The sequence below is a fragment of the Simkaniaceae bacterium genome, from assembly GCA_021734805.1.
In the GTDB taxonomy this organism is placed as follows: domain Bacteria; phylum Chlamydiota; class Chlamydiia; order Chlamydiales; family JACRBE01; genus Amphritriteisimkania.
In genome coordinates this window covers 21534-38886 of the sequence record JAIPIG010000021.1, presented here as the reverse complement: position 1 = coordinate 38886, position 17353 = coordinate 21534, and the positions used below count along the sequence as shown (strand labels likewise).

Here is a 17353-nt window from a genome sequence, read left to right as displayed (position 1 = left end):
CATCTCCTTGACGAGTACGTTGAACGATTCAGGTGTTCCAGCTTTGAGCATATTATCGCCTTTTACAATCGACTCGTATATACGAGTTCTACCGGCTACATCATCCGACTTAACAGTGAGCATCTCTTGTAGTAGATGCGCCGCACCATAAGCCTCAAGTGCCCATACCTCCATCTCACCGAACCTCTGACCTCCCATCTGCGCTTTACCTCCAAGAGGCTGTTGCGTGACAAGAGAGTAAGGTCCAATCGCCCTTGCGTGGATTTTATCCGCGACAAGGTGAGATAGTTTGAGCATATAGATATACCCAACAACAACTCGGTTATCAAATCTCTCACCGGTTCTTCCGTCATAAAGGTATAACTTACCGTCTTCAGGAAGACCTTGCTGCTTCATCATATTCCAGATTTCCGCTTCAGGGAACCCTTGGAATACGGGACTCTTCACATAAATACCCGCTTTTCTTGCAGCAAAACCGAGATGTGTCTCCAATAACTGTCCCATGTTCATACGAGAAGGTACCCCGAGTGGGTTCAAGATGATCTCAATTGTAGATCCATCCTCCAAGTATGGCATATCAGCTTCGGGAACAATGGTTGAAACAACCCCTTTGTTACCATGACGTCCTGCCATCTTATCACCTACTTGCAACTTACGCTTAGTCGCAATATAGACTTTTACTTGACGGATGACACCGGGATCGAGCTCGGTATCCCCTTTCTTCATAAACTCAATCTCCGATTTGTATTCGAGATCGAGTTTTTGTTTTTCTTGGCGATATTCAAGTAAGATTTCTTTGAGAGTGTCATAAATTTCATTCTTAGTGAAAATGATATCGTCGACATCAACAACTTCTAAGCTCTCAAGAATCTCTTGAGTGATTTCCATTCCGGGTTTGATTAATGCATCCCCTGTTTTGCGGTGCATGACCATATCCGGAGCTTTTTCACCGATTAAAAAAGCACCTAACTTCTCATGAAGTCTCAAATGCAATTCGTCTTCTTTGTCTTTATATTCTTTATGAATATCTTTGATGCGAGAAGCCTCTTCAACAAGCTCATCATCTGTCTTAGACAAACGATCTCTTCTTGAGAAGACTTTAACATCCATAACAACGCCCTCAGTTCCCGGAGGAGCCGTAAGCGACGCATCTTTTACATCGGCAGCTTTTTCACCAAAAATAGCTCTTAAGAGTCTCTCTTCAGGAGATAGCTCAGTTTCTGATTTTGGAGTGATCTTCCCTACCAAAATATCCCCCGGTTTCACTTCAGCTCCGACGCGGATGATTCCATCCTCACCAAGATCTTTCAGTGCCTCTTCAGAGACATTGGGAATATCACGTGTAATTTCCTCTTTTCCAAGTTTTGTATCACGCGCAGTCAACTCAAAACTCTCAAGGTAAATCGAAGTATAGGTGTCCCTTTGAATCAACTTCTGAGAAATGATAATCGCATCCTCATAGTTGTAACCACACCAAGGCATAAAGGCCACTAGAACGTTTTTACCAAGAGCAACTTCTCCTTTATCAGTTGAAGGGCCATCGGCAATGACGTCACCGGCTTTAATCTCATCTCCAACTTCACAAATTGGCATTTGATGGAGGCATGAGCCGCTGTTAGAGCGCATGAATTTCTTGAGATAATACGTCTTCTTATCTAATGGATTTGCCTTTGAGGCTACAATAATCTGTAAGCCATCGACATACTCGACAACTCCATCCTCTTCGGCGATAATAACAGCGCCTGAGTCTTTTGCCGCTCTTAGTTCGAGTCCGGTTCCGACAATAGGTGCTTCACTCTCTAGAAGAGGGACGGCCTGACGTTGCATGTTCGAACCCATCAAAGCACGGTTTGCATCATCATGCTCCAAGAACGGAATCAAACCTGTAACAATCGATACAAGTTGTTTCGGTGAAACGTCCATGTGAGTGACTCTCTCCGTTTCAATCTTAAGAGATTCACCGTTATAACGTGCCCAACAGTCTTTTTCTTTAAACATTTTAAATTCGTCTAAAGGAGCAGATGCCTGAGCAATCACCTTGTTTTCTTCTTGATCGGCTGTCATATACTCAATTTCTTCAGTCACAACACCATCGCGTACAACGCGATAAGGAGTCTCAACAAATCCGAATTCATTGATTTTTGCAAAAGTGGATAATGAAGTGATCAAACCGATGTTTGGACCTTCAGGTGTCTCAATCGGGCAAATTCTTCCATAGTGACTGGAATGAACATCGCGCACCTCAAAGCCGGCTCTTTCTCTATTCAAACCACCGGGTCCAAGACAAGAAAGACGTCTTTTATGCGTTAACTCAGCAACAGGATTTGTTTGATCCATAAACTGAGATAATTGTGAACGACCGAAGAAATCCTTTAATACGCCTGCCAAACCCTTCGCAGAAATGAGTTTTCCCGGAGTTAAAGTGTCAGAAGAGAAATCGAACAAGTTCATTCTCTCTTTGATAATTTTCTCCATACGAGCAAGACCAATGCGACATTGATTTTGCACGAGCTCTCCGACTGAGCGAACGCGTCTGTTTGCCAAATGATCAATATCGTCTAAATGAGCATTATCATCGCCTGCTTTTAGCTTGATCAAGTATTTGAGCGCTTCAACAATATCTTCTTTTCGGAGTGTAATATTCTCAAGAATTTCATCATCAATTGGAATTCCCAATTTAGAATTGAGTTTATAGCGACCAACTCGACCTAAGTTATAGCGCTTCGGATCGAAGAAGAGTCTCATCATTGCAGAGCGAGCATTTGATAAAGTCGCAGGCTCACCCGGTCTGATTTTACGATAAAAATCCTTTAAGGCCGACTCATAAGAATCGTTAGGATCCTTAGCGAGCATTTTAATAATTGGCGAGTTTTCATCAGCATCATCTGCAATACGAATCGCTTGAATATTTGCATCCATAATGCGCTTGAGCATCGCTGTAGTGAGCTTCTCTGAAGCCTTTCCATAAACAACACCGGTTTCTTCATCAACGACATCTTCAGCAAGGATTTTTCCAACGATCTTAGTGAAGTCCTTGTCAGACTTAACTTTGACTCTTCTTGTGTTGAAAAACTCTTCAATAATGTCTGCATCTGTTGAATAACCAAGTGTCCTTACAAAGGAAGTGGCCAAAATTTTACGGCGACGCTTCTTCTTATCGATATAAACATAAATCATATCGTTGACATCGAAAGATGACTCTAACCAGCTTCCTCTATAAGGAATCATTCGGAATGAATAGAGAATGTTCCCTTTAGGATGCTGCTCTTGCTCAAATGCAATACCCGGAGATCGGTGGAGCTGTGAAACAATCACTCTTTCCGCTCCGTTGATGATAAAGGTCCCATTTGTAGTCATAATGGGAAGCGTTCCCATATAGACTTCTTCTTCCTTAATTCCGGTTTCGTCTGTCAGTCTAAATGTCACTTTAAGCGGGACGTTATAAGTAATTCCACGTCGAATCGACTCTTCAGGAGTGTATTTAGGAACTCCTAAATTATAAGACAAATATTCTAAAACAATCTTTTCGTCATAAGACTTAATTGGAAAAATTTCCTTGAAAACTTCTTCCAAACCCATATTTTCTCTTTCATGGGGTAGTCTATCTGCCTGTAAAAACTGTAGATAAGATTTCACTTGGATTTCGATAAGATTTGGAAGATCTAAGATCTCGTCGTGCTCTCGAAAGCTCACCCTACGAGGTGGTCTTTTTAGCATGTAAATGCCTCCCTAAATGATCAAGCTTGCCAATTGGGCAAGTTTAAATTATTTGCAAATCCTTAAAACATCGAACTGTTTTATATGAAACAAGTCGACTCAAATAGTTTGTGATTATACTCATAATCAAAAAGTAAACCAAAATCACAATAGCAAAGAGCAGAAGCTATTTATCGACTAGGATTTCAGCTCCTGCTCACAAAATTAACAATTGTTAATAATTAGACAGCTTTAAGTTTAACTACAGCACCGGCTTCAGTTAATTTCTTAGAGATATCTTCAGCTTCTGCTTTAGGTGCACTTTCTTTAATTGCTTTTGGTGCCGCTTCAGCTAAGTCTTTAGCTTCTTTAAGCCCAAGACTTGTCAATTCGCGGATCACTTTAATCACTGCAATTTTCTTGTCGGCAGGAACAGATTCAATAATAACTTGAAAATCTGTTGCTTCCTCAGCAGGAGCTGCGGCAGCACCGGCAGGAGCAGCGACTGCAACTGCTGCAGCTGCGGCTTTAACGCCCCATTTATCTTCTAAAGCTGTTTTAAGTTTTGACATATCGAGCACTGTAAGTGCGCTTAGTTTTTCAACTAACTCTTCAATTACTTGTTCGCTCACAATTATACCCCGTGTGTTCTTATGTTTGTGATAACTTATATTTAACTTTCTTTCTGTGATTTATTTTCTAAGCAGTGCATAACAGATGTTAATAGCGACTGAATCACTGAAAGCGTATCTGCCATTGGCGCCTGTAGGACAGAAAGGAGTTGAGCTCTCATTTCGTCTTTTGTTGGCAATTTAGAAATTTGCTCTACTTCGCCAGCTGACACTACTTTTCCTTCAAAATGGCCTGCTAGGATTTGAACAAGACCTTCATTATCTTGAGAAAAAGTATATAATGTTTTCGTTGCATCCACATAGTCTTCACCCATAACGGCTAGAGCTACATGGCCCTGTAATAATTTAGACTCGATTTGAATCCCGCAATTTTCAGCAGCTTTTAAAAACACTTTCTTCTTAACCACGACCCATTCAGCGCCGTTCTTAACAAGATCACCTCTAAAATTTGCTGTTTTGTTAGCATCAAAACCTTGATAACTAGCCAAAATAAATGCTGATGCGTTTTCAATAGCACCGGTAATGGAATCGAGTAAAAGTTGTTTTTCCTGTCTCATGCGATGCCTTTTATCCTATATTCATAACTGTTTGTGGATCAATTCTTAGCCCAGGACCCATTGTTGAAGTCAGGAATAGACTTTTAATATACTGCCCCTTAGCTGAAGAAGGTTTAGACTTAATCACTGCAGAAATCAGAGCTTCTGCATTCGCAACGAGATCATCCTTTTGAAAAGAAAGTTTCCCAATCTGGTTATTAATCACAGAGGCTTTATCGACTTTGTACTCGACTTTACCCGCTTTGATTTCCTGTGTTGCTTTTGCAATTTCTCTTGTCACCGTTCCTGCTTTTGGAGATGGCATTAAACCTCTTGGCCCCAACACTTTTCCGAGCTTCCCTACTTCTCTCATCATATCCGGAGAAGTGAGAAGGACATCAAAATCAGTCCAACCGTTTCTAATCTTTTCTATAAGATCCTCTCCGCTTGCATAATCAGCACCGGCGTTGAGAGCTTCTTGAATTAGATCACCTTGTGTAATCACAACTAAAACGATCTTTTTTCCCGTTCCATTTGGCAATGTTACGGTTCCACGCACTTGTTGATCGGCTTTTTTCGGATCAACAGATAGATAAATAGAAACATCAACAGACTGATCAAACTTTACACTCGGAACAGTTTTAAGCACTTCCGCCGCTTCTGAAAGAGTGTAGGTCTTATCAAAGTTAACAGCCTCTAACACATTTTTATATCTTTTACTTCTCTTTGTCATAATTAACCTTCAATCTCCACACCCATTGAACGAGCAGTCCCTTCAACGAGACGCATTGCCGCATCAAGTGATCTTACTCTTAAGTCAGGGTATTTTTGCTCTGCAATTTTCTTCACTTGACCTTGAGTCAATTTCCCAACTTTATCTCTGTTAGGAACTCCGGAACCTTTTGCAACTCCGGATTCTTTAATAATTAATCGTGACACTGGAGGCTGCATTGTCACAAATTCAAAACTCTTATCTGCATACACAGAGATGATAACCGGTAAAATATCGCCGGCTTTATCTTGCGTCTTAGCATTAAATTCTTTACAAAAAACCATAATTGGAACTCCTGCAGAACCTAAGGCCGGGCCTATAGGAGGTGCCGGATTTGCTTTTCCAGCAGGAATCTGAAGTTTAATGGTTTTAACAAGCTTCTTCTTAGCCATCGAACATCACCTTTTCAATTTTCATTAATTTAAATCAGCTTCCGCTGAAAGCTTTTCAACTTGCCAGAACTCTAGGTCGTCGACTCGCGTTTCTCGTCCAAAAATCATTACATTTGCACTTAAACGACCTTTATCGTGAAAGACCTCTGTGACAACACCTACGAAGTTAACAAAAACCCCATCCACGATCTTAATCTTATCACCGGGCTCAAAGTCATGTTTCTGAACAACAGTCCCTTTCTTCCCTTCTAAGTCACTTAAAAGCTGCTCAACTTCTTTTTCACTTAGAGGTTGAGGCTTTCCGCCACCAAGAAAATCAATCACTCCATTTGAGTCCTTAACGTACATCCAAGAGTCATCTGTCAATATCATTTTGACCAGCATATAACCGGGCCACAATCTCTTTTCAGAGATTTTTTGTTCACCCTTCTTAACTTCTGCAACATTTTCTGTTGGAACAACGACATCTTCAACAAGCTCCAACATCCCCGCTGCGGCACGGTTTTCAAGAACAGCTTTCATCGCTTTCTTTTCCTGCCCTGATAAGACTTGTACAACATACCAATTGCCAGCCATTACTTTGTCGCCTTTAGTTATTGTGCTATCCATTTACCAATTAGTCCCAAAGAGTGTAACACACCTCTAATCATTAGATCCACAACATAAACACTTAATCCAAAAAAAAATGTCGTGCCTAGAACAATCTTGGTGCAATATTGTAGTTCTTTTTTTTCAGTCCAAGTAATTTTTTTGATTTCTTCTTTGATTCCACCAATAAAAGCAAAACTAGTTTTTTTAGGTTTTGCAGAATATAGAGGAGTAATTTTTTGAGCCACTTGAACCTCAAATTAAAATTTTTATTAATGCGAGTGCGGAGGGACTCGAACCCCCGACCGGCGACTTTGGAGATCGCTGCTCTACCAAACTGAGCTACACACCCAAAAAACAAGCGAGTCAGATCAAATTCCACCCGACTCGCTCAATTTCAAATGTATTTACTGAACAATTTTAGTTACAGTTCCTGCACCAATTGTACGTCCACCTTCGCGGATCGCAAAGCGCATTCCTTCTTCCATTGCAACAGGATTGATCAATTCAGCTTCAAACTCAACGTTATCACCTGGCATTACCATTTCTGTTCCGGCAGGAAGAGCAACTGTTCCAGTTACGTCAGTTGTTCTAAAGAAAAACTGAGGTCTATATCCGGTAAAGAATGGTTTATGACGTCCACCCTCTTCCTTTTTCAAGACATAAACAGTTCCCTTAAATTTTGTGTGAGGTTTGCAAGTTCCAGGCGCTGCAAGAACCATTCCACGCTCGATATCTTTTTTCTCGATACCTCTTAAAAGAACACCAACGTTTTCCCCAGCTCTAGCTTCGTCGAGAATTTTATTGAACATCTCAAGACCGGTAGCAACTGAATCACGTGTCTCTCTAAGACCAACAATTTGAACTTTATCGTTAATTTTAACTAAACCTTTCTCAACACGACCTGTCGCAACAGTTCCACGACCGGGAATAGAGAAAACGTCCTCAACCGGCATCAAGAATGGTTTGTCAACTTCACGCACGGGATCAGGGATTTTTTCATCAACAGCTTTCATAAGCTCATCGATACTAGCTGCATATTTAGCATCACCCTCAAGAGCTTTAAGAGCTGAACCTCTAACAATTGTAGGATTTGCATAACCTTTAGACTCGAGAAGATCTGAGATTTCCATCTCAACGAGATCAACAAGCTCTTCGTCGCCGGCACCAATTTGGTCCATTTTATTAAGGAAGACAACAATCGCAGGCACACCAACCTGTCTAGCCAAAAGAACGTGCTCTTTTGTCTGAGGCATTGGACCATCCGTTGCAGCAACAACCAGAATCGCTCCGTCCATTTGAGCTGCACCCGTAACCATGTTTTTAACATAGTCAGCGTGACCAGGACAGTCTACGTGAGCGTAGTGACGGCCTTCTGTTTCGTATTCAACGTGGCTTGCGTTAATTGTAATACCACGCGCTTTTTCTTCAGGCGAGTTATCAATAGATGCATAATCTCTAAAGCTCGCTCCACCTTTTTCTGCAAGACGCTTTGTAATCGCAGCAGTAAGTGTTGTTTTTCCATGATCAACGTGACCGATGGTACCCACATTTAAGTGTGGCTTGTTTCTTTGAAACGCTTCTTTTGCCATTCTAAAAATCCTCCGGATTGGCAGTCGTCATTTTAATAATTGTAAACTCTAAATTTAGCCTGATCCATTGCCCAAAAGAGGAATCGAACCTCCGACCGCTTGCTTACCATGCAAGTGCTCTACCTCTGAGCTACCTGGGCATAAACCTAACTTTTATCGCCCGCTTCTTAAGCGAATGCAGCAAAGCTTATCCCTAAAAACAAAAAATTGCAAGCCTAACCTTGCGTTTTGTTAAAGAGCTACTTTTGCCGATAAATAATTCGCGCCTTTGTCAAATCATAAGGAGAAATCTCAACTGTGACGGTGTCCCCGACTAAAACACGAATGTTTTTCATACGCATCTTACCACAAAGGTGCGCAAGAACCTTCATGCCATTCGCTAAATTCACGCGGAACGTCATATTGGGCAGCAATTCTTCTACCGTCCCATCAATTTTAATTGTATCTTCTTTTTTTGACATAGTTTTGCACTATTAAATCCCAGATTTAGCCAGACCAAATTTCATATAAGTACGGCTATGTTAACCTCTCAACCTGTTTTATTCAAGTAAAGATTAAAAATTTTATCGAATTCTATTGGAAAACCTTAGATTAATCTGCTAAAATGACTCGAATGATTTACATATCTTTTGAAAAAAAAATTATAGACCTAAAATCAATCTTTGAAAAACACGAAGATTCTCAGGATATTTATATCCAAATCATTGAACTTGGTCAATCCATTCCCCTCCTGCCTGAAGAACACCGCGTCCACACAAATCGCGTTGAGGGATGTCAAAGCATCTCATATATTGATGCGAGCTTTGATCAAGGAAAGATGTGTTTCAGGGGATTTTCCGACGCCCTTATTTCAAGAGGGCTCATGGCCCTGATGATCTTTGCGTATAATGGAGAGCCCCCGGAAGTCATTCTCAAATGCGAGCCCACTTTTTTAAGAGATTTAAGAATTTTATCAAGTATTTCCTTGAGCCGCGCTAATGGACTAATGAGCATGCATCTAAAGATGAAACAACAAGCTCTATTATCCTATGCTAAAGCCCTAAAACCAAATGATTAGAGCTTAATGATTTGAATCGCTAAAACAAAAAGCGCAAAACAGGCGATAATGACAAGTAAAGGCTTACCCCCTCTGACAGTATATAGGCTTTCATATCTCTTAATATATCGCCCCACAAATACCATAGACACGGGAAATAGAATCGATAATAGGGTATCCCCAAACCCTCCGCTCACCTCTAGAGCAATCATAAACGCCTTGGGGTACATCATCGCTAAAATCAAAGTAGGAATAATAGCGATTAAAATGAGCGCCACTTTCCCACCCCCTTTTTTCTTGATTTTAGTCAGATCGGCAAGGTAATCAAAAAGACCTAAACCAATACCTAAAAACGAAGTCGTAATCGCAAAAAAGGCAAAAAGCTCGGCAGCTGTCGAAAGCCATGAACTAGAAACAAAATGCTTTAAGGATTCGGTTGATGAATAGCCTTCGATAAGAGCTTCCTTCAAGCCAAACTTACCCTCAAAGGGAACGGTTCCCAAAACAATCAGCTCCCAAATTGCATAGGCAACAAATGGAATTGTCGTCCCTAAAATAATAGCTAGCCTAAGCGCTTTGGGATCCCGATTCAAATAGCTAGTTAAACTCGGAACCATCATCTGGTAACTAAAAGTGGCTAATAACAATGGAAAAGAAAAAATTGAATGGGAAAAATGCACTCTCTGTAACATCTCAAGCCGTATTCCACTTGTCCCCCCTGCGACAATAGCAAAATAAGCCAAGATCATACCAACCACTAAAATCGTGTTGATTTTTCCTATAAATTGAGTTCCTAAATAGATGACAAGCCCAAAAAAAATCGAAAAAATAGCACAAGCCCCCACTCTAGTCATCTCAATTCCAAAAAGAAATTCAGTGAAATTGACAAGAAGCATCGATCCGCCGGAGCTATAGGCAATTAAGGAGCCGTATCCCATAAAGAGATAGAGAAGAATTCCCAAATACTTACCGACTCGGCCTAACAATCTTGAAGAGAGCGTCATATAATGAGCATCTCTTTCAACCCATAGACTTGCCTCAACGAGTAATAACCCCGTTAGCATCATAAAAAGCCAGCTTAGAAAAAGAGATAAAATAGAAGGAAAAAAACCGGATGCTGCCGTGTCAATAGGTAGGGCAAGCATTCCCCCTCCTACACATGTCCCGGCGATTAAACTAATAGCGCCAATTTGATGTCCCAAAGTCGTTGTATGATTCAGTCCGCTTCGTGTGCTTTCCGGCAATGTTCTACTCCCATTTTCATCAAATATTGTGAAGATAATGAAGATATGAGTCAAATCAAATAAAATGCATCTTGAATCGGAGTCGTCACTTCAACCTGCCCATCCTCATGAATATAAACATCCGCTTCGAGACGAACCCCAAACTCGCCCGGGATATAAATGCCGGGTTCAACGGAAAAACACGTCTTTGTTAGTAAACAGCGATGATCAACCGTCTCAAAAGAATCGAGATGGGCTCCGGGTCCATGCAATTGAACCCCTATATTATGCCCCGTCCTGTGCAAAATATAGTCTTGATAACCTGCTTGGATGATAACATTCCGACAATGCCGGTCTGCTTCAGCCCCACTTATAGGTTGATGCTGAGCGGTTTTTTTTTGAATTAAAGCAATTGTTTGTTTCTGGGCCTCTCGAACAATGGAAAAAACCTCCTGCATCTTGCTTGGAATATCGCTTCCAATAAATCCCATCACGGTAATATCTGCATAAGGAGCATTCATGTGATTTTCCCTTGCCCATAAATCGATCAAAACGAGATCTCCCTCACCCATGGTATCCCCCCTTTCCTCAAATTGATAATGGGGGTTTGCCGCATTTGCATTCACCGCACAAAAAGGTTCACCATCAAAAACAAGCCCCATCTCAGTTAATCGACTGCTAATCAATTCACAAACATCTTTTTCAGTGGGGCGCTTGCCTCGATTAATTTCATGCCGTATCGATGAAAAAGCCTCTTGATATGCCTCGACTAAACCATTGACCGCCCTTCGATGCATAGAGAGTTCATCCTCTTCCCACCGATTAATCACACACTGTAGAAGATCACCGGAACTGACAACTTTGATATTCAATGAGCGAATAAGATCAATAACCCCCGCCGGAACTTGACCTAGGTAAGGAATCTGATTGAACTCAGACATCTCCATCATTACAGTCTTTTTCCCCGATAAAATCCCATTTAATTTTTCGACAAGCTGAGCATAGCCCAAATAAAGTTCTTTTTTTCCAAGAAGATGCCTTAAATGATGCCCCTCAATGCGATGAAGCAACAAGATTGGCTCTCCTGCTTTGGGAACCCAGTAAAAAATAGGTCTTGTCAAATGCGTTTCTTTAGCAATATCTAGAATTGACATTGCAATCTCATTACGACAGTGAAAATCATAAATGAGCCAACCTTCAATTTCAGTTTGACTTAACTCATTTTGGATCGCTTGAATACGTGTTTCTAATGGAGCCATACTACCGCGCCTTAATGATATAAGCATTGAATCAAAGAAGATGCCGCAATAATTTTTAAAAGCTGAAAAGGCTCATCAATCGTTCGAATCAAAAATGGAATTGCCTCTTTTTCCCCAATACGGCCCAATGCTTCCAAGATCTGAATCTTGAGCTCCCAGTTAGCCTTTTCATAAGTCTTTTCTAAAATGGGAACTACACTTGGATCTTTTGCAAGATAAGCTAAAACTAATGCAGCTTGAGTCACAACAGCAGGATCTGTATCCGATAATAACTCCTTAACGAGATCAATCCCATCCAATTCCCCTTGTTCAAGCAAAATTGAGGCTGTTGTCCCAATGACCGTCCAAGACTGATTCTGAATCAGTTGCTTCAGCATTTTTTTAGCATCCTTATAATCGAACATCGTCAGTATATTCAACATTTCCAATCGAACGAGTTGATCAATCACTTCGGGATATTGAGGGATAAAAGGAACATGCCTAACTTCGCTGGGAACAATGGCCGAAAAAAATGGATTGGGCGTTGTCGTTTTCATTAACCGCACTTCTGCATTCAGCAATACATCGTGGATTTCCTTCAAAGCAAGAGAAACATGTGTGTTGGTTCGAATCAGCCCCATTGCTAAATTTAAACGGACAAAAGGATCTGCATGTTTGCGCACCTGGATGAGCATTTCTGATTGCATGCTCTTACCATACATAGCAAGGGCAGAAGCTGCGATAATCCTAGTTCTTGGATGCTCATGGTTTAACCAATTGAGAAAAGCCGTAGCATTGATATCTAATCCGAGTCGCACTTTCAACCATTCAGCCGTCAGTGAAATCGTTGCATTTGAATCTTCTATTAATTGTGCGATTTTATTCTTTAACAGTATCGGATCAATCGGATCAACACCCAACATCGCAAGCGCATTGAGTGCTGAAATTTTAACATCGGGTGAAATATCATTGAGTAGATCAAAAATTTGAAGAACACCCTCTTTAAAATCAAAATGGGCTGCAGCCTGACATGCAGTGCGTCTCAGCCCGGATCGAGAACTTTGAATCATTTCTTGAAATTCAGCTTGATCTAATTTTTCATACATCTCAATTAAAGAAGCAATGGCATAAAACTTCTCTTCATCCGTCGAGCGCTCAGAGGAAATAATTTCTTTGAGCTGCCCTCTACACTCCTTCATTTGAAGTGCACCTATTGCACGGATGATATCGAGTTTTACAAAGTAATTTTTTTCACGTTCGAACTGAGTTTTGAGTTCATCTTTTAAAATGTCATCTCGATATGATGTAACGGCATGAATAGCATGTGCTCTTAAAAGCGCATTTTCCGATCGCAAGTGCTTTAAAATCAACTCTACTGCACGGGCATCGCGAGTAAAGAAGGCCCCTATCAATGACATGAGTTGCATCGATTCTGAGTTTTGGCTCACATTAGATAAGACCCCCCAAGCGAGAGCTTCTACCAATGATAAATCGTTATAATTATCAATGTGTTGAAAACAAGGGTAATTCTTAATTAAGGACATTGCCTCCTTAATTTGCCCACTCTCGGCTGAAACACGAAAATTAAGTTCTTTGAGTTTGTCTGAATCAGGGTACTTCTCCAGACTTTGAAGACAGCTCATTTTTGCAGAGCTAAAATCTTTTAGCTTAAAAAACATCGATACGCGATTGATCGAGTCAGCTTCATCGCTAACGACCGGAAGCACTAGGCTCATCTGTGTACAAATAAGCCATTTTATTGCCCTTGGTATACTCATTTCACTCAATTGTTCTAATTATCCAATTGGGCCTAATCTATCCCCACCAATCAGATGAAAATGCATATGCCCTACTGACTGACCCGCTAATTCGCCATTATTAGTGAGAAAGCGATAATTGTCTTCAATTTTGTATTCCTTTGCTAACTTCTGAGCAATATTTACAAGATGCCCAATAATAGAGAGCTCCTTTTCAGGAACACTTTGGAGAGATCTATATTCTTTTTTCGGCATAATTAAAATATGCACCGGAGCTTGAGGCGCAATATCTTTAATCGCAAGGGCCAAATCATCCTCATACACTTTTTGTGCAGGTAATTCGTTGCGAATAATTTTACCAAAAATTGTCGACATAGCTTACTCCCCCTCACTCTTATTAACTAATGCTAATGCTTTTAGAGCATCATTTTTAGTTTCCCATACAGATATAAATCTTCCCTTATGGCAAAAAATCGCGCCGGGAATCCCGGTCACCTTCTTTAAATCACCTTGCAAAAGACCGGCCCAAGACTCCGGCAATGGCTTTCTTACATTCATTCTCAAGTCATATGTAGGGGGAATGCCTCGAAGTTTCCAATGATTGCCCGATGGCATAATGATAAATTCTGCGGGATGATCATTGCCGCCAAGTTCAAAAAAAGCTTCCATCCAAGGCATGGCTTGATCAAAATATAGGCACTTATCACCCTTTGTCATTTCAATTTGAACTTTGTCTTTACACAGAGAAATATAATCATACTTATCTAAAAAGCGCTGAATATGCCAAATTGCAAACTCCAAAGCCTGCTCAAATGCTGCTTGCATTTCATTTTCATGTGCGTCATATCGAATAGGAACGTAATTTGCAATCACTCCGGAAAAAGTATAGTGACCCGAAAGGGGTTGAATCAATCCATTATCAATTTCATCAACACCTTTAACTAGTTTTTCCCTAAGCCAATGAAACTTAAGTTCGTCAATGATCTCCTGATCATATAAATATTTTAAAACCATTCCGGCTGAACTCAAATGACCTTGATATTCGCTCTGATGATGATCAAATCGTTTTTCTTCAGGATGATAGACCCCTCCAACATCACAAACATATTCGAGATGGTCTAATGCCGCTTCATCGCGCGTGCGAACAATTTTATCTCGATCAATCAAATCAAAAATCAATAAAAGAGCGCAGGCGGTTACTTCATCAGCATGAAAAGTTCCATTATGGATTCCACAGCTACGTGAAAGGATAATATTCGAATGCATATTTAAAAAATTGGTCACGGGTTTTTTTAGAATCTCATAGTTTTGCGAATTCCTTCATTAAACTCAAGCAGCTTTAGCCCGCGTTTCTTATAAACTTTGCTTTTTATCTCATCATTACAAACAGTTGATTTTCGCTTTTATTTCGTATGTTTTACACTTCATCTACTCAATACCCCCTATTTTTTGTGGAAACTTTGATTAGAAAATGTGCAAAACAAACACAAAGCACACAAATTAAGAGACTAAGTTTGTTAAAAAAACCGGACATGCAACCGGTCGAACAATTACGTAAACAACTAAAAATTAAGTACTTAATGAAACGTCTTCTAGAGCAAAACAAATATTAAGATCTACAATGAGCAAACATTAAAACTCCATAAAGATTTGTTCAAAACAATAGTGAATCGCAACTGATAAAATTTTAGAAAATGATTAAAAATAACACTCTACTCGTATATATACTGAAATCGAAGATCCATTAAAGGAGCTCAATGCATTATCCTGATTTTAATAGACATAATGATTTAGTCACCCCTGACGGAAAAATTACTGAAATTCAACACCTTGAAGGGGGGAATGCGACAGCTCACGTTCTGATCGAAAATATCGGCGATCACTTTATTGGATTTCATATTTCTATTGAAGATATCTTTTTTAATTTAAAAAGCGCTCTTGCACAACTAGGAATTCATAGCATCACCCGCGAAATTGTTCTTCATAAGAAAGATGGCTCTGCAGAAGTGAATCTAGAACTAATCGCTTATGGTGAACTCAGTCGTTTATTTTTACCCCAAATTCAAAAAGGTTCCTATATAGGAAAGCTTTTTGCTGCAGAAAAATCTCGCCGTGTACGCAATGAACAATATTTAACAAGAATGTTTGGGCGAACAGATTCAGAAAGCCACCCCCTTCTTTCATTTGGAGGTCTCCCGGGTTATGACCATCTTGTCTTAGACAAAGTTGACGATCGAGTCGTTGCATTTCTTCCACTTGAACTCGGTATTGTCGAATATGACGCTCATATTAAAAGTCTTCTCCCCTCTCTTGCCATTGCCCTGACAAAACCTGAGTATAAATTGCGCCAATGGGTGCGTCTACATCAATATGTCAATAAAAATGAAAAGCGCATTTTAAAAGATAATGAAATTCTCCTTGTAAAAACAGCCCCCCTCCATATTTGCACTGCATACGCAAAAGTCGTTGATGAACTTCTCCCCTCAGGATTTCACCACACCTCAGCTTCAATTCTTCAACCCGACACCAAAGCTTCAGGAGATATCTATGAATTATTCGGTCAAAGTGAAAAAGAAATTATCGATGTTCCTCTTGAGTTTTACACCCTCGAACCCTACAAAGAACACGTCTTTTTTTCAGATCGGGATCAGCTCACAGCCTGCCTTGAAAACCCCTCTTGCCTCTTTAATGCCTTTAAAACAATCCCACCCGATCGAGAGCTCCGCTCCAGCATCTATATCGTAAAGAGCAATCAACTTCTCAATCTAAAAACCTCGGATTGGGTGACGGTTAAGGCACAAAAAGAAGAGTTTCCGGAAGACATTTTTTCCTCCCGGCGAGCAGCTCTGATCAATCGCTATATTGAACAACAATCTGTTTATCCCTTCCTGATGGGCATTCAGAAAGGAACGATTACCAGCCAAGGAATCCTCCTGACAAAATACTTCCCCACACCTATGTTAAAGCGGCTATTGATTTCAGATCCTGTTGTGAGAAACCTCAAAGGCATTTACTTTCAATTCCCCTCTTCTGAAACCGGTGATTTTTTCTCTCATGAAGACCGCTCTCTTCTTGCCGACCTTGCTAAGCACTGCATTCCCGTTTATTGGGTCGATAGTCATACTCAACTCCTCTTGCAATACACACATAAGCCGAATAAAGATTCGGGAATGTTTGTCCCCATTCCCTATGTGCATGATTTCATCAATGCAACGATGATCGGTGTCTATGGATCTAACTTGCTTGAAGGGGATTTTAAAGATGAACTCACATCTCTTCTTAAATTGTTAAAAGATAAAAAGGGACAATTTAATCACCCCCTAATGAATCAACACACCCCACTTGCTCTTGTGACAGGGGGTGGCCCGGGCGCGATGTCCGTTGGCAACCAAGTTGCAACGGAACTCAATATTTTATCCTGTGCAAATATTGTTGATTTTTCACAAGCCACAAGTATGGGAGCGCTCCATGAACAGCACGAAAACCCCTATATCCAAGCCAAAATGACCTACAGCCTCGATCGCCTTGTCGAACGTCAAGCGGAGTTTCATTTAGATCTTCCTATTTTTGTCATTGGTGGAATTGGAACGGATTTTGAGCTTTCGCTCGAGGAAGTGCGCCGTAAAGTAGGTTCGTGCTTAATCAATCCCGTCTTGCTCTTTGGAAATGAAAAATATTGGACCGATAAAATCACCTCACGCTACCGGCTGAACATGGAAAATGGTACAATTAAAGGCTCGGAATGGATTTCAAATTGTTTTTTTGTCGTGGCCAATGCGCAAGAAGGATTTGATATTTACTCCCGCTTCTTTAAAGGGCAACTCCCCGTTGGCCCTAACGGCCCCTCTTATGAACGGGGATTTGCTCTCTATAGCGACATCAAAAATTAAA

General features: G+C 40.5%; 16 protein-coding genes and 2 tRNA genes. 2 read left to right on the top strand and 16 right to left on the bottom strand.

Translation table 11 applies throughout. From position 1 onward, the window contains the following. The 11 genes from rpoB to infA form a co-directional block, all read right to left on the bottom strand. The coding region (rpoB, locus tag K9M07_05365; GenBank protein MCF7852648.1) for a DNA-directed RNA polymerase subunit beta at positions 1 to 3717 on the bottom strand (3717 nt) is incomplete at its 3' end. A 221-nt stretch (positions 3718 to 3938) separates the two neighbouring features. Next, on the bottom strand, positions 3939 to 4328 hold the full coding sequence (gene rplL / locus K9M07_05360; GenBank protein MCF7852647.1) for a 50S ribosomal protein L7/L12: 390 nt from the start codon (positions 4326 to 4328) through the stop codon (positions 3939 to 3941). Positions 4329 to 4369: 41 nt separating this feature from the next. Further along, entirely contained in the window at positions 4370 to 4885 is a 516-nt protein-coding gene (gene rplJ, locus K9M07_05355) for a 50S ribosomal protein L10 (GenBank protein ID MCF7852646.1), read from the bottom strand. A gap of 10 nt (positions 4886 to 4895) precedes the next feature. Next, a complete protein-coding gene (rplA, locus tag K9M07_05350; GenBank protein MCF7852645.1) occupies positions 4896 to 5597 on the bottom strand; it encodes a 50S ribosomal protein L1 in 702 nt (233 codons plus the stop codon). A 2-nt stretch (positions 5598 to 5599) separates the two neighbouring features. Beyond that, positions 5600 to 6028, bottom strand: a complete 429-nt coding sequence (gene rplK / locus K9M07_05345; GenBank protein MCF7852644.1) for a 50S ribosomal protein L11 — start codon at positions 6026 to 6028, stop codon at positions 5600 to 5602. A gap of 24 nt (positions 6029 to 6052) precedes the next feature. Next, positions 6053 to 6604, bottom strand: coding sequence for a transcription termination/antitermination protein NusG (nusG, locus tag K9M07_05340; protein MCF7852643.1), 552 nt, complete (start codon positions 6602 to 6604; stop codon positions 6053 to 6055). Between the two features lie 17 nt (positions 6605 to 6621). Beyond that, positions 6622 to 6864, bottom strand: coding sequence for a preprotein translocase subunit SecE (gene secE, locus K9M07_05335; GenBank protein ID MCF7852642.1), 243 nt, complete (start codon positions 6862 to 6864; stop codon positions 6622 to 6624). Positions 6865 to 6894: 30 nt separating this feature from the next. Further along, positions 6895 to 6968: transfer RNA gene (locus K9M07_05330), tRNA-Trp, on the bottom strand. Positions 6969 to 7023: 55 nt separating this feature from the next. After that, entirely contained in the window at positions 7024 to 8208 is a 1185-nt protein-coding gene (tuf, locus tag K9M07_05325) for an elongation factor Tu (protein ID MCF7852641.1), read from the bottom strand. A 68-nt stretch (positions 8209 to 8276) separates the two neighbouring features. After that, positions 8277 to 8348, bottom strand: a tRNA-Thr gene (locus K9M07_05320). A gap of 99 nt (positions 8349 to 8447) precedes the next feature. Continuing rightward, positions 8448 to 8669, bottom strand: a complete 222-nt coding sequence (gene infA, locus K9M07_05315) for a translation initiation factor IF-1 (GenBank protein MCF7852640.1) — start codon at positions 8667 to 8669, stop codon at positions 8448 to 8450. A 152-nt stretch (positions 8670 to 8821) separates the two neighbouring features. On the opposite strand from infA, the gene K9M07_05310 reads away from it, so the two are divergent. Then, positions 8822 to 9265: a SufE family protein gene (locus K9M07_05310; GenBank protein ID MCF7852639.1), complete on the top strand. Its 444-nt coding sequence runs from the start codon at positions 8822 to 8824 to the stop codon at positions 9263 to 9265. Here K9M07_05310 and K9M07_05305 read toward each other — a convergent pair. From K9M07_05305 to K9M07_05285, 5 genes are read right to left on the bottom strand one after another with little or no spacing between them, the layout of a single operon-like run. Beyond that, entirely contained in the window at positions 9262 to 10488 is a 1227-nt protein-coding gene (locus K9M07_05305; protein MCF7852638.1) for an amino acid transporter, read from the bottom strand. The genes K9M07_05310 and K9M07_05305 overlap by 4 nt on opposite strands. A gap of 50 nt (positions 10489 to 10538) precedes the next feature. Beyond that, positions 10539 to 11726, bottom strand: coding sequence for a Xaa-Pro peptidase family protein (locus K9M07_05300; protein MCF7852637.1), 1188 nt, complete (start codon positions 11724 to 11726; stop codon positions 10539 to 10541). Between the two features lie 11 nt (positions 11727 to 11737). After that, positions 11738 to 13483 (bottom strand): HEAT repeat domain-containing protein, encoded by a 1746-nt coding sequence (locus K9M07_05295; GenBank protein MCF7852636.1) that lies wholly within the window; start codon positions 13481 to 13483, stop codon positions 11738 to 11740. Between the two features lie 18 nt (positions 13484 to 13501). Next, positions 13502 to 13837, bottom strand: a complete 336-nt coding sequence (locus tag K9M07_05290) for a histidine triad nucleotide-binding protein (protein ID MCF7852635.1) — start codon at positions 13835 to 13837, stop codon at positions 13502 to 13504. A gap of 3 nt (positions 13838 to 13840) precedes the next feature. Next, entirely contained in the window at positions 13841 to 14728 is an 888-nt protein-coding gene (locus K9M07_05285; GenBank protein MCF7852634.1) for an MYG1 family protein, read from the bottom strand. Between the two features lie 491 nt (positions 14729 to 15219). On the opposite strand from K9M07_05285, the gene K9M07_05280 reads away from it, so the two are divergent. Next, positions 15220 to 17352, top strand: coding sequence for a hypothetical protein (locus tag K9M07_05280; protein MCF7852633.1), 2133 nt, complete (start codon positions 15220 to 15222; stop codon positions 17350 to 17352). Position 17353 lies beyond the last annotated feature (1 nt).